Origin of the sequence: Congregibacter sp. (assembly GCF_965662665.1) — a bacterium.
Taxonomy (GTDB): Bacteria; Pseudomonadota; Gammaproteobacteria; order Pseudomonadales; family Halieaceae; genus Congregibacter.
Window position 1 is genome coordinate 1 of the sequence record NZ_CBFIIF010000041.1, and the last position, 19,972, is coordinate 19,972.

The 19,972-nt window shown below is 56.2% G+C and carries 19 protein-coding genes, 1 tRNA gene and 1 pseudogene; 7 read left to right on the top strand and 14 right to left on the bottom strand.

Annotated elements, in window-relative coordinates:
- Positions 1-121 precede the first annotated feature (121 nt).
- A tRNA-Met gene (locus tag ACTG39_RS12885) sits at positions 122-198 on the bottom strand.
- 169 nt (positions 199-367) lie between these two features.
- Between ACTG39_RS12885 and ACTG39_RS12890 the strand changes: the two genes are divergently transcribed.
- Positions 368-2,017, top strand: coding sequence for a bifunctional metallophosphatase/5'-nucleotidase (locus ACTG39_RS12890; protein ID WP_439107976.1), 1,650 nt, complete (start codon positions 368-370; stop codon positions 2,015-2,017).
- A 39-nt stretch (positions 2,018-2,056) separates the two neighbouring features.
- Here the strand turns inward: ACTG39_RS12890 and ACTG39_RS12895 are convergent, their stop codons facing one another.
- On the bottom strand, positions 2,057-2,227 hold the full coding sequence (locus tag ACTG39_RS12895) for a hypothetical protein (protein WP_439107977.1): 171 nt from the start codon (positions 2,225-2,227) through the stop codon (positions 2,057-2,059).
- 263 nt (positions 2,228-2,490) lie between these two features.
- On the opposite strand from ACTG39_RS12895, the gene ACTG39_RS12900 reads away from it, so the two are divergent.
- A complete protein-coding gene (locus tag ACTG39_RS12900; protein ID WP_439107978.1) occupies positions 2,491-3,672 on the top strand; it encodes a sulfotransferase in 1,182 nt (393 codons plus the stop codon).
- Between the two features lie 106 nt (positions 3,673-3,778).
- Positions 3,779-4,114 (top strand): lamin tail domain-containing protein, encoded by a 336-nt coding sequence (locus tag ACTG39_RS12905; RefSeq protein WP_439107979.1) that lies wholly within the window; start codon positions 3,779-3,781, stop codon positions 4,112-4,114.
- On the opposite strand, the gene ACTG39_RS12910 is transcribed toward ACTG39_RS12905, so the two are convergent.
- The 9 genes from ACTG39_RS12910 to ACTG39_RS12950 all read right to left on the bottom strand — a co-directional run bounded on the left by ACTG39_RS12910 (position 4,089) and on the right by ACTG39_RS12950 (position 12,512).
- Positions 4,089-4,709 (bottom strand): FAD-binding protein, encoded by a 621-nt coding sequence (locus ACTG39_RS12910; RefSeq protein ID WP_439107980.1) that lies wholly within the window; start codon positions 4,707-4,709, stop codon positions 4,089-4,091. The two genes, ACTG39_RS12905 and ACTG39_RS12910, sit on opposite strands and share 26 nt — an antisense overlap.
- The gene (locus tag ACTG39_RS12915) at positions 4,709-5,140 is read right to left on the bottom strand and encodes a hypothetical protein (RefSeq protein ID WP_439107982.1); all 432 of its coding nucleotides are present in this window, start codon (positions 5,138-5,140) and stop codon (positions 4,709-4,711) included. Before ACTG39_RS12915 ends, ACTG39_RS12910 begins: the two co-directional genes overlap by 1 nt.
- A 33-nt stretch (positions 5,141-5,173) precedes the next feature.
- Positions 5,174-5,434, bottom strand: coding sequence for a hypothetical protein (locus ACTG39_RS12920; RefSeq protein WP_439107983.1), 261 nt, complete (start codon positions 5,432-5,434; stop codon positions 5,174-5,176).
- A gap of 112 nt (positions 5,435-5,546) precedes the next feature.
- On the bottom strand, positions 5,547-6,908 hold the full coding sequence (locus ACTG39_RS12925) for a TolC family protein (protein ID WP_439107995.1): 1,362 nt from the start codon (positions 6,906-6,908) through the stop codon (positions 5,547-5,549).
- 71 nt (positions 6,909-6,979) lie between these two features.
- Entirely contained in the window at positions 6,980-8,017 is a 1,038-nt protein-coding gene (locus ACTG39_RS12930) for an efflux RND transporter periplasmic adaptor subunit (RefSeq protein ID WP_439107984.1), read from the bottom strand.
- 2 nt (positions 8,018-8,019) lie between these two features.
- Positions 8,020-9,777, bottom strand: coding sequence for an ABC transporter transmembrane domain-containing protein (locus ACTG39_RS12935; protein ID WP_439107985.1), 1,758 nt, complete (start codon positions 9,775-9,777; stop codon positions 8,020-8,022).
- A gap of 134 nt (positions 9,778-9,911) precedes the next feature.
- Positions 9,912-10,952: an MJ1255/VC2487 family glycosyltransferase gene (locus tag ACTG39_RS12940; protein WP_439107986.1), complete on the bottom strand. Its 1,041-nt coding sequence runs from the start codon at positions 10,950-10,952 to the stop codon at positions 9,912-9,914.
- Between the two features lie 16 nt (positions 10,953-10,968).
- Complete coding sequence (locus tag ACTG39_RS12945) at positions 10,969-11,484, bottom strand: phosphatase PAP2 family protein (RefSeq protein ID WP_439107987.1); 516 nt, start codon at positions 11,482-11,484, stop codon at positions 10,969-10,971.
- A 101-nt stretch (positions 11,485-11,585) separates the two neighbouring features.
- Entirely contained in the window at positions 11,586-12,512 is a 927-nt protein-coding gene (locus tag ACTG39_RS12950) for an MBL fold metallo-hydrolase (RefSeq protein WP_439107988.1), read from the bottom strand.
- A gap of 62 nt (positions 12,513-12,574) precedes the next feature.
- On the opposite strand from ACTG39_RS12950, the gene ACTG39_RS12955 reads away from it, so the two are divergent.
- Positions 12,575-14,035, top strand: a complete 1,461-nt coding sequence (locus ACTG39_RS12955) for an amidase (protein ID WP_439107989.1) — start codon at positions 12,575-12,577, stop codon at positions 14,033-14,035.
- 153 nt (positions 14,036-14,188) lie between these two features.
- On the top strand, positions 14,189-14,749 hold the full coding sequence (locus ACTG39_RS12960) for a helix-turn-helix domain-containing protein (RefSeq protein WP_439107990.1): 561 nt from the start codon (positions 14,189-14,191) through the stop codon (positions 14,747-14,749).
- Here ACTG39_RS12960 and ACTG39_RS12965 read toward each other — a convergent pair.
- Positions 14,736-15,815, bottom strand: a complete 1,080-nt coding sequence (locus tag ACTG39_RS12965) for a COX15/CtaA family protein (protein WP_439107991.1) — start codon at positions 15,813-15,815, stop codon at positions 14,736-14,738. The two genes, ACTG39_RS12960 and ACTG39_RS12965, sit on opposite strands and share 14 nt — an antisense overlap.
- 191 nt (positions 15,816-16,006) lie before the next feature.
- Between ACTG39_RS12965 and ACTG39_RS12970 the strand changes: the two genes are divergently transcribed.
- Entirely contained in the window at positions 16,007-17,905 is a 1,899-nt protein-coding gene (locus tag ACTG39_RS12970) for an ATP-binding cassette domain-containing protein (RefSeq protein WP_439107992.1), read from the top strand.
- A 40-nt stretch (positions 17,906-17,945) separates the two neighbouring features.
- Here ACTG39_RS12970 and ACTG39_RS12975 read toward each other — a convergent pair whose 3' ends face one another.
- Positions 17,946-19,133, bottom strand: a complete 1,188-nt coding sequence (locus ACTG39_RS12975) for an aromatic amino acid transaminase (protein WP_439107993.1) — start codon at positions 19,131-19,133, stop codon at positions 17,946-17,948.
- Positions 19,134-19,330: 197 nt separating this feature from the next.
- On the opposite strand from ACTG39_RS12975, the gene ACTG39_RS12980 reads away from it, so the two are divergent.
- A complete protein-coding gene (locus ACTG39_RS12980; protein WP_439107994.1) occupies positions 19,331-19,522 on the top strand; it encodes a hypothetical protein in 192 nt (63 codons plus the stop codon).
- 35 nt (positions 19,523-19,557) lie between these two features.
- On the opposite strand, the pseudogene ACTG39_RS12985 reads toward ACTG39_RS12980, so the two are convergent.
- Positions 19,558-19,972: pseudogene (locus ACTG39_RS12985) on the bottom strand (HAD family hydrolase); the annotation flags it as partial.

The following is a 19,972-nucleotide window of genomic DNA, read 5'->3' on the forward strand; positions in this document are numbered from 1 at the left end:
TGGCATTATCAACCGAGTTTAATGAAAACCGGTGTATCCCCCGTTAAGTGGGTAGAGCCCAAAATTTGAGATTTGACCTCCGGAAGGAGCGTGCTAAGATACTGAAAATAAAGAAGAAAGTTGGTAGCTACGGGTGGACTTGAACCACCGACCCCAGCATTATGAATGCTGTGCTCTAACCAGCTGAGCTACGTAGCCACGGCGTCTTGCTTACCCCATTGCGGGGGACGCGAATTCTCTACATTTGCCCCCAGCAAGTCAACCTCCAAAAGAGTTGTAAAACTGCCAACGCGCTCATCGATGCCTCAACGATTTCTCGCTCTGAGGTAGTATTTGGGGCTTCCGCAGCCGCCGAGCAGCCCAGTTAATGCGAACTTCGATATGCCTTCGAGATACTAACCCCAAAAGACAACTGCGTTCCCATGCGCTGGGACTGTTTGTTTATCTTTTGGGTAGCGTGCTCGGCTCTAACCTCTCCTTCGCTGATAGTCGCTCACCAGACGCGCAAGCGCGCGAAATCACCCTCTTGTTTACCAACGATTTCGAAAGTGCCTATGACCCCATCGACGCGTTCTGGCGTGATGATACTGCGCGCATCGGTGGTATCGCCCACGTGGCTACCCTCATAGAAACAATACGCGACAAAAATGAGCGGGTACTGCTTCTGGACGCAGGCGACATCTTTACAGGAACCCTGGCAAGACGCACGCGTGGGGCCGTCGCTTTTGATCTAATGCAGATGCTTCGCTATGACGCCATGGCTATTGGTAATCACGAGTTTGAGTACGGCTGGGAGAGTTTCGCCGCCGAAAAAGCGCGGGCGCCCTTCCCCGTGCTCGGCGCAAACCTCTTTTACGCGGGCACTGAACACCCCTACTCCCAGCCCTGGACAATCATTGAGCGCAAGGGCGTGCGCGTTGGGATTATTGGCCTAATGGGTCAGGATGCCGCCACGGCACTCATTCCGTCGAACATTGCCGGACTCGACGTTCGCAACCCCACAGAGATCCTGCATAAACATGTTGCGCATTTGCGCGCCGAGGTGGATCTCATCGTTGTCTTAATCCACCAGGGGCCCACCGCCCCCATGCAAACAGATGACGAAGCCGATCCGCGCGTGTTTCGTGGCAACAAAGAGAACATCGCATTGGCGGGCGCGGTCCCGGGTGTCGATGTAATCCTTGCGGGGCATACAGATGCCGGCACGCCTCAAGCGCTGGTTCATCCGCTTACCGGCACGCTGATTATGCAGACTTGGGGTCAAGGGCAGCACGTCGGGCAATTGAACCTCAAGCTGAATAATGCAGGAGAAATCGTCGAGCACGATAGCCAACTGCTTACCGTCGACGCCGAGCGCTACCTTGCAGATCCTGACGTAACGCAGCGGCTGGCAGACTGGCGTGCATCCCAAGCTGATTTAAACGACATTGTTGGGCACACCGCCTCTCCTATCGTTCGGCGCTATTACGACGAATCGCCTCTGGGCAATCTATTCGCGGACATCGCACGGAGGTCGCTAAGTGCCCAAGTGGGTCTCATGCCCTCGGGCGCGCTGCGCCGCGATTTACCCAAAGGTGACGTGCGCCGTGAGGAACTTATCGATGCGTTTCCTTTTGAAGACCGTTTAGCGCTGGTGACTCTTAGCGGCGCCGCGCTGCTTGCCATTCTGGAGCAAGGATTTTCTCTTGAACGTGGCCTGCTGCAGGTATCGGGCATAGAAGTCGCGTACGCACCGGACAAACCTGTGGGTAGCCGCGTGACAGGGGTTTGTATCGATGGTCGGCCTATGCAAAGCACAGAGCGCTACGAAGTTGCCACCGTGGAGATCCTCGCCAAAGGCGGAGATGCTTACAGCCAATTTGCTGCGGCGGATTCCATAGAGCTTTTGGAGATACCCTTTGCCAAGGCATTAGAGACAGCTTTTGCCAAAGCAGAGCTCGTGGAAAGCCCACCCCTGGGCAGACTGGTCGCGAACCCGGGTCCCAAATACGCGTGCTCTAACAGATCCACGCAATAGTGCGCGAGGATGATCTGGTCGGCAAAAGAGGTAAAACGCCTAGGCACCATCACGACAGCTCAGCAGCACGATTCGCTTTAGCGCCATCGCGGAAGCGCGATCCAGACACCGCAACTGCTCTGCCTTGAGTGCGCCGCTGCTTAGCAATGTGACGATCAGCGATTCACTGAGCTCGCAGTGCACGTTATTGCCGGACTCAGTCGTGCTCAAGAGCACACACTCTTCTGCCACTGCGCGGCTATATAGCCGATCGTGTGCGCAGCTCTTAGGTCGCCACCCTGTCGACATAGCTCCTCCTTGTCCATCAAACCCTCGGCATTGCGTTTTCAGAGTTCGTCTTTGTTAAGTAATTTAACGATAATGATTCTTATTTGCAATAGATGCGAGCGCATCATCGCCATGGAGTAAGCAGACCTTGATCGGGCTCGCGTATGATGGCCAGATCCCACAAGCAAGCTCAAAAACACGCCGCTATGAATTCAGAGCCGCTCCCTCGCTCATCCCGCGAAGCTCAAAAGGACATGATCCACGTGGTGGGCATGTACAAGTGCGGCACCTCCTGGCTGCTACACATGTTGGCTGCGCATCCTCAGGCAGTAGCTTGGCGGGAGTTCGATGCGATTAGAGCAGTGTATGAGCTACGTCGGCCGTCTTTAACGCGGCCTTTAGCCGCTCTGGACTATGTCTACCCGCGGCCGACGAGCACCGCCTGGATGCAGCGACAGGAAACGTCATTACCCCGAGCGCCAAGGGATATTTTTCGGGAAATGTTTCTGGGTCATGGATGGATACCGCTCATGGGACTGGAAAAGCAAGCACAGGCATCGGGACTGGACCCACAGGATCTTGAGAACCTCCTCGATGAACTGCTTGTCCTGGGAAACTATCGATTGCGTCCTCAATCAGCGCTAGCCATCGATCCGTCAGACGTGAACAAGGCGCTGGGGGTGCAGAGCTTTCGTCGAGGTGATCTTCTTGAGCTCATGCACGCGGTGCGCGATAGCCAACAGATCGGCGACATCCCAGCGCTGTTTTTTGACGGCCTTCGCTCGCAGCTCTTGCCGGGGACACGGGTTGTGACCAAGGCTGCTGATCAACTCATGCAACTCAAAACACTAAAGCGCGCTTCTCCGGAAGGCCGCGCAATAGCCATAGTCAGAGACGGCAGGGATGCGGCAATCTCAGCACGGCACTTTGAAGCCCTCATGCGAGAACGGGAGGCTCCCTGGCTGACTCACAGCGGCGGCTTTGTGCGCCGGCTCCTAGGCTGGTCCATACGTGCCGCCAAACTTGCGGAACATGCCAAACGGGGAGACGTCACGATAATCCGTTACGAGGACCTCCATGAGGATTACTCGAAGATCTGCCGCGCGTTGTTCCTCGAACTCGGACTTGATGCCAACGACAAAGCTATTGACCAAACCCGGGCCGCTACCGATTTTGCCACCGTCACCCAAGGTCGCGCTCGCGGAGAGTCCGCCGAACACCACATTCGCAAAGGCATTACCGGCGAATGGCAGGAGGCGCTTTCAAAGTCCGAGGCTGGCCTCGCCTGGCAACTCGCCGGTAAAAGTCTTGCAGCATTTGGATACACGCAAAGCGGAGTAGTCGAGCCGTCCACGCTCGTTTTGAGCGATTCTTCAAACAGCGGTTAAAACAACGCAACACTGTGCACCACTGATGAATGTCGACCGCTTTCGACGTTCGCTCATCTGATACCAATCGCCATCCCGTAATGCCTTGATTTACCAGGCTCACCTCATGGCATTCACCCGTGGATTGACGAACCGTTTAAGTCTTTGCCTTAGGCCACTATTGCTCCTCGCGGATTTCAGCCCTGCCAAACGACAGCTCGTTTTAATCAGCACCCTACTGTTGACGTGCGTGCAGACCAAGGCGGGGCCGATACTCACTGAGATCCACTACAACGGCCCGGCGAGCGGGAGTGACCCCGATGAGTTCATCGAGCTAACAAATCCCGGCGCGCAAGCCGTGGACTTAAGCGGATGGCAGTTCACTGAGGGCATTTCCTACGTTTTCTCAACCGGAGCGATGCTAGCAAGCACGACTTCTATGCGAGCAGAGCACCGGTTTTGAGATTGCGGGCAACGACACCACAGCAGCGGTCTCCATCGCAAATCAACGCCATGGCCTCCATGCGTTCGTGCACCGGAATAGATTCCGCCACCGCGCGATCGGACATGGTACACAGCATGGAGTGACCGGTACCGTCGGATACATAGCTCGCTCGCCAATGGGCTGTACCCCCAAAGTTGCGCGCGGTTATCAGTCCATGTGCCGCGTCGGATTCTGTGATCGTGACCCGCTTTCCATTGACCACGGTTTCGTGATCACCGCGCTCTACACGATTCCACGGGACACCCCAGGCGGCGAGCTCGCGAATCGCTTTGGGCGCAGTTTCTGCAAACATACGGACGACTCGCTGGTCAGCACCCCAGTCACTGCCCCGTACCGTATCGGCAAAATGCACGCTCTCGCTGTCACCCCGACCTTTGCAGGTATTGCCAAGGCTGGCCTGCATACCCCCTTGGGCGGCAGCGGAGTGAGAGCGCTTAGCAGGCACCAAACTGAGCGTGATGGCCTCCAATCCTCGACGCTTGGCGCCAATGGCCACGCGCAGTCCCGCCAGCCCGCCACCCACCACCAAAACATCGGTATAGATCACGTCCACTAGCGGTGCTCCTCCGCAACGGGAGGACTGTAACGGAGTCCGGCGCGCACAGCCTCTTCCTGACCAATACGCAAATACGCCTGTTGGGTGGTTAGTCCTAGGACGATAAAGAAAGCGATTAGTCCATATACGGCGAGACGGAGACGACGACGTTTTTGCAGGGTATCGCCAAGGCCAAACCAGCCCCACTTAACAATCAAACGGTAAAGGCCAACCCCGGCGTGTATCTCCACGGACAGGAGAAGCACCAATCCCAGCACCCAGCCGCCACCGGCAATGCGCGCCGATGAGGCATGGGGGCCTATATCCGAAGGGTGCACAAACAGCTCAAGAAGATGCGCCGTGGCAAAAAACATCAGCACCAGACCTGTGATCACCTGTAAAAGCCACAGGCTGGTTTCTTCGTGCCGCATTCCCCGCATATGGGTCATCCAGGCGCGCCACTGTCGGTAACCCTCGGGGATTCAGCGAAGCGCCAGCAGGGTATGCACGGCGAACAGCAGGAATATCGCCAGAGCGACCAGACTCACAAGCCAGGGCTGGGGCGTATCAAAGAAAAGTGAACCTTCGAAAAACCTTGTGACGGCGAACATGGCCGGCTTACCCAAGAGAATACTTGAGACCGCAAACAGGTGCGTCCACATAAACAGAACCAACAGAAGCCCCATAAGACCTTGAACCAGGTCTAACCAGGCGGGCCAACGTTTGTCGGCGAGTGTTAGCAAATAAAACCTGCCCTGGAGTCCTCAGGACTCGAGTTCTATAACAAAGGCAAAGTATGGCGTCAGCAGGCTTGAGAAAAATTGACCTGCCGCAAGGAATCAGCAGCTGAGCCCGCTAAAAGGCCTCGTCGATCCCCAAGCGCGGCAGATTCACCGTCGCCGCGTCAAAATTAGCCTGGGCGACTCGGGTTCGCTGGTATGCGGTGTAAAAACGCACGCGGGCATCCGCGGCAGTTTCTTCCCGTATATTGACCAGGAAAAAATCACTGGCGCCTTGCTCAAAGCGTCTTATTTCTGCCTGGCGCATAGTTTCGGATAACTCCACATCCTGCTTCGCGAGCTCCATGAGCTCCCGAGCGGTCTCCAATTCAAGAAGGATGTTACGCAGCTCGATCTCAACCTGGTCCTCCAAACGACGCTGCTCCTGCCGCACTGACTCCAATTCAGCGCGAGCCTGGGTGATCTTACCTTTTGCCTGACGGCGCTCGAGCGGGACGGTGAACGTGAATCCGACGATCGCATCGGTACCATCACGAGAAGCACCACCCTCGCCGATAGACCCAAAGCCCTCAGCAAGTTCAAGATTTAAATCCAAGCGAGGTTTTAACTCATTCTCTGAAAGGGCTATTTTCTGCAAAGCCCTTTCGGCGCCCGTTTGCAGGATGCGCAGCTCCGGCCGTTGCTCCAGCAACGCAGGCACATCCAGGGAGTCAGCAGTGGGGATAGGCGGCAAGGTCCCAAACTGCTCCTCGGCGGGCAGTCGCTGCGCCCCAGGCATAAGCGGCTCTCCGGCCTCGTCCCGAAGATAAAAAGCCAACTGGTTTGCAGCGACCTGAAAGTCCCGACGGGAAGCTGTCATCAGTGTCTGCCGACGGGTTATGTTTTGTCGATTCTCAGTGATAAAGATCGCCGCCCTGCGACCGCTGCTAACCTGTCGCTCTAAACCGGTTTCACGCTCCATAGCGATACGCAGCAAGTTGTCATACACAGCAAGTTCCTGACCGGCAGCCACCCACCGCCAATAGGCAGCGAGAGCCCGCTGCTGCACCCCAACCTTGGTGAGCAACACATCCAGCTCAGCCTGAACCAGCGCAAGCTCAGCATCGATCTGACCAAAACGTCGCGCATCAATATCACGATCGCGAAACACGCTAAACAGCACTCCGAGTTTCGCTGTACCCGCCTCGTTCGTGAAGTACTGATCTTCATAAATCGGAAAGTCGCCACTGGATAAAGAGTATGCACCGTAGAGCTGCGCACCCATGGGACGAAAGGGTTTTACGACCTTGCCGCCCACGGACGTGCCGTCGTAGAACCCGTCTACCCGATCAAAGCCATCCGCTCCGAACACCAGGTCGAAGGCTCCCATCGACTCGGTAACGCGACCAACCGCGGCCTGACGCTGTGCCAGGGCTTTGAGAATCGACGGAAAATGCTTCTCGGAAGCGGCCAGTACTTCCTCTGGCAACAAGGGCATCTCCGCCACAGGGACGTCTGCCCTCAGCGTTGGCGAAGTCAGAAAAAAGAGAACTAGAAACGCGCGAAAAATCACTGGCTTGGCATCACCATTGGATCGCCCTGACCGGGAAAATTCGGCGGGAAGTTATTCAGCTGTCTCCAGATCTCGTAGCCCACAGACACCTCGTCCAGCAACACCCAGCCTCGCGCCTTGGAACCAAAACGCACAAAACGCCGATCCGGCCAGGGCACCCCGGTGTCCTCGTCTTCCTCCACAAGAATCCGGAAGCGCCCGCTACTTTGCGCCGTGGGATCAATGGCAATCACATGCCCACTAAAGGTGCCCACAGCGACCGACGGCCAACCACTCACCTGTATGACCGGCCAACCCTCAAACTGAATGCGAACCTTCGCGTCCTCGCGCACAAGGGCAATATCGCGACCATCGACATACATTTCGATTGCACGCTCGGCATTGTCCGGCACAAAGGTGGCCACCACCTGTCCAGCGCTGATGAACGTTGCCGCATCGCCAGCGTTGACCCGAAGTATTGTTCCGTCTCGAGGGGCGCGGACAATCTGCACAGATTGCCGAGAGAGATTTACGTCGACCCGACTGAGTTCCGCGGCGGCCTGTGCAACATCGGCACGGAGCTGCTCAACCCTGATGCGGGCTTGCTCATACTCCCTGCGTGCCGACAAACCTTCGTCAAATAATTTCTCCATGCGACGTTTGTCGATTTGGGCAATCTCCAGCGCCGTTTCTGCTGCGGTCAACTTTGCCAGCACCTGCCCTCGCTCTGCCTGCAATCGTTCAAGAAGCTGAGGGTCGTTGTCTACAATACGCACGATGGGGTCACCCACTTTCACACGGGAACCATCGCGCACGTACCACTCCTGAATACGGCCCGGCACCAGGGCGTTAATCTCCTGCATACGATCATTGGGATTCAGGGCTGTCACATTACCCGGCCCGCTTGCGGTCTGTACCCAAGGCACGAAGGTTAAGAAAAGTCCTACAAAAACGAAGAAGAAAAGTAAGGAGATTCCCACTGCCCTGGCGACACGCGGGACAGCAATAGCATTAAGGGTCGTAAACTTTTCGTTGTGATAATCAAACAAAGGCATGACTACTGCTCCTCGTTCAATTCAGCGGCGTTCTCACCGTAAATCGACAAAGGATTGCGCATGGGGTGCTCCTCCAGCCCCATGAGGTCGCATAGCGACTGGTAGTCTTTCACCATTACCTGCTGCTCAAAACCCAGCTGTAAGTAGTGATCAAAACGCAGATCAATATTTTCGTAGGTGAAATACACAATTGTCGTTTCGCAACGCTCCTGAAGTGCATTCATAGCCCGCAGGAGAAACACCTCAGGCATAGCATCATAGGCCTGCGTCAGCACCAGAATACGTGGCTTACCAATAATCGCCGCAGCGAGCTTGAGCTGCATAGTCTCTACAATCGACAGCGGCCAGCCCGTGCCTACCAACTCGGTATCGAGTCCTTTGGGTAGCTGGGTTACGGTCTCCGCAAGCCCTACGATCTCCAGCACCTCCATCACGTCAACCGCGTCCGAGCTCGATGCTGATAGTCGCAGGTACTCGCGGATACTGGCCTCGACCGCGTTGGGGCGGTCCAGCATGATGATTTCCTGACGCTTCTCGTAGGCTTTTAACTCACGCAAATCCATGCCGCCCACCGCGATATAGCCACTGTCGGGAGCTTCATGACCCCGCACCAGATTAGTGAACACCCTCTGTGCCCGATGGCTGTCGGCGTAGACGCAAACCCGTGAACGGGCGGGGATCTTGAAGTCCAGCGTGATCGACGGCGCGACCACCACTTTGCTGAAGCTCAACGATGAATCGCCATCGATACGAGTATGGGCGCCGCTGGGCATATCCTGTTCAACCTGAAAAAACAGGGAGAGCTCGTCAACCGCGCCGCAGACATCGTAGAAATAGCTAACGTATATCCCCATTTGGGAGACGCCTAAAAAGACCACAGACAGCACAAGCTCAGCGGCAACCAGCTGACCCAACGATAACTCACCAATGATAACGAGCCACCCACCTAAGCCCAGGAGTGCAGCACTCGCTGCCGCGTAGATAAACAAAAAACTCAGCGTCTGAGAAAAGTGGTGCCGAAAGTGCTGACGATGCTGTTCAACGTAGCTTGCAGTAACGTCGTCTGTTCGTCGCAAAGCCTCGGAGATATGCATTTCACTTTTGTAGAAACCGTTTGCATGCCCGAGGGACTCAAGCCAGGAAGCGCTGTAGTGCTTACGGTGAGAAAGCTCCACCGCACTGCGGATGCCACGACGACCCCATACTATCCAAACCAGCCATATCAGCAGGGCAATCCCCGCGTTAAAAGCCAGCAAAACCGGGTGATAAGACGAGACGAGTAAAAAACCTACAACAGTTTGCAGAACGATGGTGAAACCGCCCACGAGCAGGTTGGGCAACATCTTCATAACAATGATGATGTCAAAGTAGCGGTTGAACAAAGCGCTCTTGCCGCGATCATCAAAATAGGGATTGCGTGCATAGATTGTTCTAAGCGCTATCTCGGAGACCATGCGGGCGTAAAATCGTCGCCCGAACACATCCATGATGTAAATGCGCAAGGCATTAAGACCACCGGCAAGGAGGAGTAAGACGAACAGCGTGAGTGACAGAACCACCAGCGGCGTGGTCAGACCAATATTCGCCACGGTGTTGATGAGCATTTGCACAGATACGGGCGTGGCCAGCGACAGCAGGCTGATACCAATACCGTAAACGATAGCTAGCGCGTAATAGCTCCTCTCCGGCGCCAAAATACCGAAGAAAAAACGAAACAAGGACGAGAGTGAACTCTCCTCTGCACGGTGTTTGTCGACCATAGTCCGAGGGGCCAATAATACGATTTGGGTATTATACGTAAACCCGAGCATTTTAGTTGGGTATTTGGCGGGGATCCCGAATACCCCGTCGATCGCCGTTTTGTATCGGGCCGGATAACCCCTTTACCCGGGACTCAAGACTCTATGCTCACCCGCTCCCACAAACGGTCACTGAGAGCCTGCTGAGATGTCTTTTGCAAATCTCCCTGAGACAGCCACTGCACTATCTCACCGGCCACATCGGGATAGCGAATTGGAGGAATCGTCGCGCTGGAGTGCAGCCACCTGCGAACCTGATCCAGCGCCAGAGTTTCTAGCACGCTGCCATAACCGAGCTGGCGTAGGGCGAGGGCATTAGAGGACTGCTCCATTTGGCGACTCAGGGGTTTCACGAGCAACCGTTTGCCCAGGGCTAAACACTCGCTGGATAACTCAAAACCTGCATTACATATCACCGCCGCACAGCTGGATAAATCTGACTGAAAACCCTTTAAGGACGTCGGTAAGATATGCAGGTTTGCCCGTCGCGCAGCCGTATTATCCGGCGCATAGATGTAAAAATCGTACTCAGGAATCTGTGCAAGTAAAGCTTGGACATCCAGCTGATTTTCAAAGGGCAGATAGACAACGACCTTTCGGGCATCGCTCGACGTGACTTCATGATCAACATTAACGATAGGCGGGAGAATCGGCGCCTTAAAGCTATCCCAGTGCATCCCGAGGCGCACACTGCCCGGTGCAAACACTCTCATAACAAAGCGCGAGCGAAGGTCGTTACCCGCGACAGGCACCGGATAATCGAATGCTGGCTGATGCCCCATGCTCACCACGGTTTTGCCTCGCAACCACCCTGCCCAGGCAGTGATGGGCTCAAAGTCGGTCAGCACCAGATCGTAGTCGCTAAGATCAAGGGTCCATACATCGCGCAGGAGGCGCCAATAGTTGTTGCCAAACACGGTCTTTAGATAGGAGAGGCTGCCGTTCGAGCTGGCAAAGGTGAGCCCGTCGCACACTCGAAAAGACCCAAAAACCTGCATATCAAAAAAGCGGTCTGCCGGTCGGCCACTAAAAAAGTAGTCCACGTCCAGATTCTTTGCCGCAAATGCACGCGCCATGGCCCGGGCGCGACTGAGGTGGCCATTCCCCGTGCCCTGGACGCCATACAATATTTTCATTGCGTTTGTTGTGGTGCTACAGAAGCCATTGCGCGGTCACCAGCGCAATAGACGATCCGAGGAGCGCGCCGACCACCGTGTCGGTGGGAAAGTGAACGCCGAGATACACGCGAGACGTGGCGACGGCAGAGCTCCAAAAGTACAGAGGCAGCATCCAAACGCCAAAGTGCAGCACTAATAAGGTAACAAACAAAAATGCTGCACAGGTGTGACCGGAGGGAAAGCTAAACTCGTCAGAAGCAATAATGTGACTCTGGAAGTTGGGCATGGCGGCCGCAGGTCGACGACGCTTCAGGCTGTTTTTCAACGACCAGTACAGCGAACGCTCAACCCCGAATGCCACCAGCAAATACGTCACAAACTGATCGCCACTCTCCAGAAACAGACCCAACGCGCAGCCTACGATGACATACAAGTGACCATCGGCACTGCGAGAAATAGGTTTGCGATAGCGAGCAGCCCAGCTTTGGGACTGCTGCGAGAGCAACAGCGATCGCTGATCGAAGTCCTGAATAGTTTCGAGTACGCTCATAGTGCGAACTCTAGGCTTCGCTTATGACGTTCCGGTGACGCGCAATGCCTGTTCTATGAATTTTTTATGACAGCCGGAGCGACGCAAATCGCCGTTCTAATTCAGTCAACAGCAACGCAGCCAAGGTCCTCGGCACGCTCCACAGGGCCAGAGAACCCGGATTTCACATGGGCAACATTCGCTTCCAGGCTCGCTAGGGATCGCCCCATAAAGTGGCTCAATAGCACTTGTTTAGCTTTTGCTGCGCGGGCTATTTCTCCAAGCCTTGACGGCGTTGCATGTAGGGCGCGAGCAGCCTGCCCCGCTCCCTCGGGTATCGGCATATGTAAGGTCAGCAAGTCCGCGCCTGCAGCGAATTCAACAAACGCGCGGCTTGTACCGTCTTGATCACCAGCAAAGACCAAAGCTCGATCATGGACTTCGATGCGATAGGCCACTGCAGGCACGGGACCGTGCGAAACGGCCATGGCATAGACCGCCACTTTGCTTTGTGCTTCATCAATCGCAATACGCTGTGGCCCCTCAGTCTGAGCAGGGACCGTGCTGAGTCTCAATAGCGGCCTAGCATCTCCCGCTTCGAGATAGTCACCCAGATATCCATAAGCCCCAGAGCCCGATTTCAGTAGACTGGTCATGTACTCATCCAGCGAAGGAAAGTACACCTTGCTGTTGCCCCCGGAAGAGGGCCCTGCGACGGTCAATGCGCGTTCGCGGTTGGCAAAGTAGCCTGACTTCAATAACGCGGGGAGCCCCGCCGAATGATCCGCGTGAAAGTGCGACAACAAGATTGCATCCAGATCACCAAAGGACGCGCCTGACTCCGCAAAACGCAAAACCGCACCGCCACCAATATCCACAAGCACCCTTGCACGACCATCTACCCAGACGAGATAGGCGCTGGAGGCACGGGCATCATCCGCGATGGGTCCGCCGGAACCGAGTACCTGCACTGCGACCCCCGACTCGGATGGACAGACTTGCGCTGACAAATCGGCGCCGACCGCAAAAGGGGATAGCCCGAGCAGCATACAAACGATAAGCTTTATTCTTTGCGACGCCTTCATCAAATCACCCGGCCGGATTTAAAAGCATGAGCATACTTTACCGCAGCGCCTTCGGACTCGCTCAAGACATCAAAGCAGGAAAGCTCTCCGCTGTTACGGTGCTCGAGTTTTATCTTGATCGAATAGAGCGATTCAACGCGCAGATCAACGCCATAGTGGCTTTTGATACTGATCGAGCTCTAACCCGCGCCGTCGCTGCCGATGAGGCGGCTGCCAACAACGAAGACTGGGGGCCGCTCCATGGCGTACCCATGACCATCAAGGATGCCTGGTGCACAGAAGGTCTGGTAACTGTCGGCGGGATTCCCGATCGCCGGGACTTTATCCCGGAAAAGAATGCCATCGCTGTACAGCGGCTGGTTGATGCCGGGGCGATTATTTTTGGCAAGACCAATGTGCCTTTTATGAGCGCGGACCTGCAATCCTTTAACGAAATTTACGACGTCACTAACAACCCCTGGAATATAGAGCGTACCTGCGGAGGCTCCTCGGGCGGTGCCGCTGCAGCCTTAGCCGCGGGACTCACACCTCTTGAGCTGGGCAGCGATATCGGCGGATCCATTCGTACGCCAAGCCACTTTAATGGTGTCTTTGGCCACAAGAGCAGTTACGAACTCATCACTAAACGCGGCCACCTGCCGCCCGGCGATAAAGTCTTATCAGAGCCGGATCTGTCCTGCGCCGGACCTCTCGCCACCTGCGTAGACGATCTTGAACAGGCTCTATCGCTGCTCGCAGGACCTGCACCAGACATCACTGCGCACCCTCTCCCTGCACTGCCTATTCCCAGCTTTCGCGATGCCTCACATTTACGTGTCGCAGTGTGGGCGGACGATGACTTTTGCCGCGTAGACACGTCTATTGCGACTCACATAGAGAGTGCCGCTCGCACCCTCGAGAATCTGGGCGCCCATGTAGATCGGAACGCGCGGCCGGCCATCGACCCGCAGGCAAACCACGAAAATTACTTACAGCTACTCATGTCCGTCATCGGTGCAGACACCCCCGAAGAAGTGCGGCAGATGGCGAGAGACATGGTGGCGGCTGCAGATCCCGATGATAAAAGCGAAGCGCTACTGCAAATGCGCGGTATCGCTCTGGACCACAAGGGCTGGATAGTCCAGAACGAGATACGACAGCACACGCGCGTTGCCTGGGAAGCATTTTTTCGAGACTACGATGTATTACTGTGCCCGTGTACGCATGTACCAGCCTTTGAACACGATCATCACCCGGACATGCAGGCTCGGGTTATTCCAGTCAATGGCGTTGAGCGTCCCTACACAGAGGTTCTCAAGTGGGCGGGGCTCACACTGAACGCCTATTTGCCCGCAACGGCCGTGCCCCTCGGCACAACTGCCGACGGACTCCCCGTAGGTTTGCAGATAAGCAGTCGGTATCTTGGGGATCGTACGACCCTGGCAGTCGCGCGTTTACTGGAAACCCACCATCGCGCCTTCGTTCCCCCTCCCGGATACAACGATTAGGCCGTTTGCGATCTCGCTACGTCCTAGTCACCACAACTACCGCTTATCGCAATCCCCGAGGAAACCGGAGCACGGCCACAACGGTAATTACGCGACTCGAAGCGCTGCATGCTCGCGCCTCGCCGAGCCGATGGCCTAACGTATAATGGGGTCATGACCGATTCAACCAGTAGGCTCCTAGGCGAGCGCGTCAGCCAGCTTCGGCAGTTGCAATCCATGACCCTTGAGCAGCTTGCTGCGGCATCCGGTGTTAGCCGCTCTATGCTTAGTCAGATAGAGCGGGGCAAAGCCAACCCGACGCTCGCCGTGACTCAGCGTATCGCGCAGACTTTTGGGATCAGCATTGGAGAACTTGTCGACGATCCCAATGCCAGCGCCAGCATCGATGTGGTCCGTGGTGATGATCCGGGCACGGTGTTCCGCGCAGACAGCGAGTGCGAACTGCGCACCCTCTCTCCACTACAGCTCGAAAAAAACATCGAGTTTTATGTCATCACCCTACAACCTAGTGCCGAATTGGCGAGCGCCGCGCACTTCGAAGGTACGCGAGAGATGTTCTCGGTTTCCCAAGGCTCGGCATTGGTATGCACCGGTAACAGCGAAGTCAGTTTGATGTCCGGCGACACGGCTCATTACCGAGCCGACATACCTCACGTAATCCGATGCGTGGGGACAGAGCCCCTAAAGGGCTTTTTGGTGGTCAGCTACCGCTAGCTTCGGCGGATCCCTGTCGGACTCGCAAGGTGTGTACCGTAAACACCAGTACCGTCAGCAGCAAAATTGCGCCCGCCTGATGCCCCGCAGCCACGGGAATCGCCATGCGCGTCAATAGCGTACTAATACCCAAAGTGACCTGAAGTAGCAGCGCAGCAATAACGGCGGCTCCCGCGACACGAATAAGCGCGTCCTTTCCTTTGAGCAAGAGCATCAGTCCAAACCCGCCTACGACAAACACCAGGAGATAAGCGAACATTCGGTGATTGAACTGGATAGTTGTTACGTCCTCGAAAGCCGCTAACCATCGCGGCGAATCAGCGTACAAACCCGGAGGAATAAAACCCGGCCCCATATTGGGCCATGTCGGGTAGGCATAGCCCGCATCAGTACCCGCCACCAAACCGCCCGACAGAATCATCAGATAAACCAACAGGACCAGCAGTGGTGACCACCGAGCGATGCCCCGCAGAGACTCCGGTGCCGGAGACCCCGATGGCGCCGCGGCCCTCGGCCAGAGATTGAGGAACTGCCAGACAATAGCGGCATAAAGAGCAACAGCGAGCCCAAGATGGGCCGTGAGTCGGTACTGCGACACACTCGGTCGGTCGACCAAACCGCTCTTGACCATATACCAGCCAAGAAGCCCCTGGCAGCCGCCCAATACGAGAAGCAAGAGCAGCCGCGGCATTAAGCCCGGGCGAACAACCCCCCGCAGTGCAAAGAACAAAAGCGGAATCACAAACAACAAACCGATAAGACGACCCAGTACCCGGTGGAGGTACTCGTACATAAAGATCACCTTGAACTCTGCCAGGTCCATACCCCGATTGATCTTCTGATATTCGGGAAACTGCTGATACTTAGCGAACACATCCTGCCAGGCTGCTTCGCCAATGGGTGGCCAGATTCCCATAATGGGCCGCCACTCCACCATCGACAAACCGGACTCGGTCAGCCGCGTAACGCCGCCGAGTAATATCATCCCGTAAATCACCGCCGCACAGGCGAGAAGCCAGAGCGCCAGCTGCCGGTCATGATGTGTTTGATATGCGCGTGAAAACATGCCGATCCTAAAAACGGTGGACGCCAACCAGCGACCACGGCAATAAAACGGCCGCAATGATAACGGAATCCACCACCTCTCGCCCAAGCGCAGGCACGCGGTCTCTTATCGAACATGAGTCTATTTTAAATGGCTGGATAGGGCGCGAAGCACGTTAGAATGCGCCCCACATTTTTTACAGCAACGAATTCATGGACCTTCTGCGTCTGGAACAGGCCAACTTACACTTTGGCACTCACGTCTTGCTCGACAGCGTCGACCTTCAAATAAGCACTGGCCAACGGCTCGGCTTACTGGGGCGTAACGGTGAGGGTAAGAGCACCCTCCTCAAAATTCTCGCGGGCGACCTCGCCCTTGATGGCGGAGAGCGCTGGCTGCGCCCGGGTACGCGTATCGCGAGGCTCGAACAGGAGCTCCCTGATACAGAGGACATCAGTGTTTATGACTATGTGGCCGGCGGTCTGGCGGAGACCGGTGCCCTCTTGCGCCGCTTTGAGCAACTTACCTCTTCAGCGGATGCTGACCTGGTCGAGTTGGAGCGGGTACAACACGCTCTGGAAGCCGCCGACGGCTGGCAGTTGGGGCAGCGCGTAGAGAGTACTCTCAGCCAGCTCGATCTAAAGCGCGAGACGCTAATGTCCAGCCTATCCGGAGGCTGGCGTCGCCGCGCCGCCCTTGCGCGGGCACTGGTCAGTGATCCGGACATTCTGCTGCTGGACGAGCCCACCAACCATCTGGACATTCCTGCCATCGAATGGCTCCAGGAGCAGCTCACAGGTCTGCGCTGCGCCCTGGTTCTGATCACCCACGACCGACGATTTTTACAGGGCGTTGCCGATCATATTGCGGAACTCGATCGAGGCAATTTAACAGTCTGGCGAGGCAGCTACGAAGGATTTCTCAGTCATCGAGAGCAACAACTCGCCGCAGAAGAAAAGGCCAACGCCCTTTTTGACCGTCGACTGAGTGACGAAGAAAAGTGGATCCGTCAGGGCATTAAGGCCCGCCGTACCCGCAATGAAGGCAGAGTTCGCGCCCTTAAAGCCATGCGCGAAGAACGCAGTGCCCGACGGGAGCGCACCGGCACGGCTAACCTCAATGTCGACACGGCACAGCGCAGCGGCAAAATCGTCGCTGAACTCGAGGACGTGAGCGTCGTACTCGGTGGCCGCACCATTATCAAGCCGTCCTCGCTGCTGCTGCAGCGCGGTGACCGGGTCGGCATAGTCGGTCCGAATGGCGCGGGCAAGAGCACACTTATTCGTCTGCTTACCGGTGAGCTAAGCCCGCAGACAGGCACGGTACGTCTGGGCAGCAAGCTGGAGGTTGCCTACGGCGACCAACAGCGATCCACGCTGGATCCCAGCAAGAATCTGATCGATAACGTTTGCGGCGGACAGGACTTTATCGAGATCGGGGGCCGCCGGAAGCACGCTGTGTCCTATCTCGGGGACTTTCTATTCGCGCCACAGCGACTGCGCACCCCCGTGGGTGCCCTTTCGGGCGGTGAGCAAAATCGTGCCGTCCTCGCTCTTTTGTTCAGTAAACCCGTCAACCTGTTGGTGCTCGACGAACCCACCAACGATCTGGACATTGAAACTCTCGAGCTTTTGGAAGAACTCTTCATGGAGTTTAAGGGCACCGTGCTGCTGGTGAGCCACGACCGAGCATTTATGGACAACGTCGTGACAAGCATCCTGGTACTTTCCGGTGACGGCACGATCGAAGAGCACGCCGGCGGATTTAGCGACTGGGAAGCTCGGGGAGGCCGATTATTTCCTCTGGATGCGATGCCTCATGAAGTAGCGACCACCGTGGCAAGTAAACCCGAGCCTGCGCCGGCCCCCACCGCTAAGCCGAGCAATCAGAGAAAGCTCAGCTACAAAGAGCAACGCGAACTGGAGGGGCTACCCGGGGAGATTGAGACGCTCGAGTCGCGGCAAGCGGAACTGGAAACGACCTGCGCAGATCCCGCCTTTTACGAAGGCGACGCCGATGAGGTCAAGAAGCTTCTGGCGGAGCTGGCGGGTATCGGCGAAGAGCTTGAAGCAAAGATAGAGCGGTGGACAGAGCTGGAAGAGCGGGTCTAGGTTCTTTGAAACCAACCCCGCTCAACAGCTCTTCGTGGAATTACAGAACCTTGGCGATAGAGTCTGCCAGGTAGTCAATATTCCGCGCGTTCACGCCGGCGACGTTGATGCGCGAAGACCCAAGCATGTAAACGCTGTAGTCATCTCGCAGCGTTTGAACCTGCTCTCCACTGAGCCCCAGAAACGAAAACATGCCTTTTTCGGCGCGGATGAACTCAAAATCCCGCCCCGTTGAGGCCTGGAGTTTTTCCACCAGATTACTGCGCAGACCATTGATGCGATCGCACATGTCCCGCAACTCGGCTTGCCAGTTGGCAGTGAGCGCAGGATCTGACAGAACCGCACTGGCCAGCAAAGCGCCGTGCGCTGGCGGCATGGAATACACCCGTCGCGCCGCGACCTTGGCCTGACTCAACAAGGCGTCTGCACTTTTGCTATCACGACACAGAAAAATCGTGCAGCCGGTGCGCTCTCGATACAGACCCATATTCTTTGAACAGGATGCCGCAATAATCATCTCGGGCAGCCGTTCTGCCAGCTGACGCAATCCCGCTGCATCTGCATCCAGGCCATCGCCGAGTCCCTGATAAGCGATATCCACAAAGGGCATAAAACCCTGGGCTTCTGCCATATCGCCAATCACAGACCACTGCTCCTGAGACAGGTCGGCACCACAGGGGTTATGACAGCAGCCGTGGAGAAGAACGATATCGCCGCGCTCTGCGCCCTTAAGATCCTCAACCATCGCATCGAAATTGACACCGTGGGTCTGAGCGTCGTAATAGCGGTAGGTGGAAAACTGCAATCCCACACCGCCCAGCAGGGGAATGTGCACCGGCCAGGTCGGGTCCGATACCCACACACGAGCACCCGGAGTCGCGGCCTGAATGATTTCTGCCCCGATACGCAGTGCGCCGCAGCCGCCGGGAGCCTGAATGCTGCTCACGCGCCCATCGGCCAGCGCCGCGCTGTTCTCACCAAGCACCAGCTTTTGCATGCCGGGGTTGAAGCCCGCGACACCAGCCGGCGGAAGATAAGCCTTACTGATCTCGTTAGAGACCAGCGTAGCCTGGGCCTGACGAATGGCGTCGAAAACCGGACATACACCCTCCTCGTCCATATAAATCCCAACGGTGAGGTCGACCTTCTTAGGGTTATCGTCGCCGCGACACAGTGCGGCCAAACCAAGAATGGGGTCATTGGGAAGGAGCGGAAGAGCGTCAAGCATGGCAGGAATTCCTTAACAGAAACGGCAAAACTACCGCAGCAGAATACGCGACGGCGCTAGCGGATAAAACAAACAATTTTCGAAACTTAATGTAGTTTCTAGCTCGTGCGCACTTTTCACACTTTTTATGCGGATTTTTTCCTTGTTGCCAGATGTCAGAGTTTTATCCTGAACGCATAGTTAGAAGGTACACCGTCATGGCAAAGAACAAGCAAAGCAGCAGCTCCAGCGACACTAACAGCCTCGTGGCATTTTTGGGTGCGATTAAGTTTCGCAAGCCCTCGCATGCCGCAGCTAATGTTGATCGATACTTCGCTCAACCACAGCCACGGGCACGTCAACGTCACCAGTTAGCTGAAGAAAACTACTGGATTCGAAGCGCCAACTAATCACTTAGTAACGACGCTTAGGCACCAAAGTATCTCTACCCGCGCAAAGCGTGGGTCAACATCCGCTCGTAGCTGAGTTCAGCCTGCGCGCAAAGCCTCTCCTGCGCGGCACTCAACTCCCTACGCTCCTCTGTCGTATTTTTTACCGGCGGCGCGAAGCCGCTGGACGCCCACACTGAGGCGTACCAATGGGGCGCCCAGATGCCATCGCTGTCTCGCGGCCCCGCCGGCCAACTTAGCATCGCCTCCTCAAAAGGCACTGACAGGCGCGCGCACAGTTGCGTCAAAACGACTTTCGGGTTGTTCAGTGTCAGCGTCGCATCCAACACCGGCGGAACATGTCCGAGACGGTCACACTCGCGATCAAACAGAGCCACCTGTTGGGAAAAGCCCAGCTCGTCGAGCGTAAATTCGCTGCGCACACGTGCGTAGGAGGTAATGATGCGACGG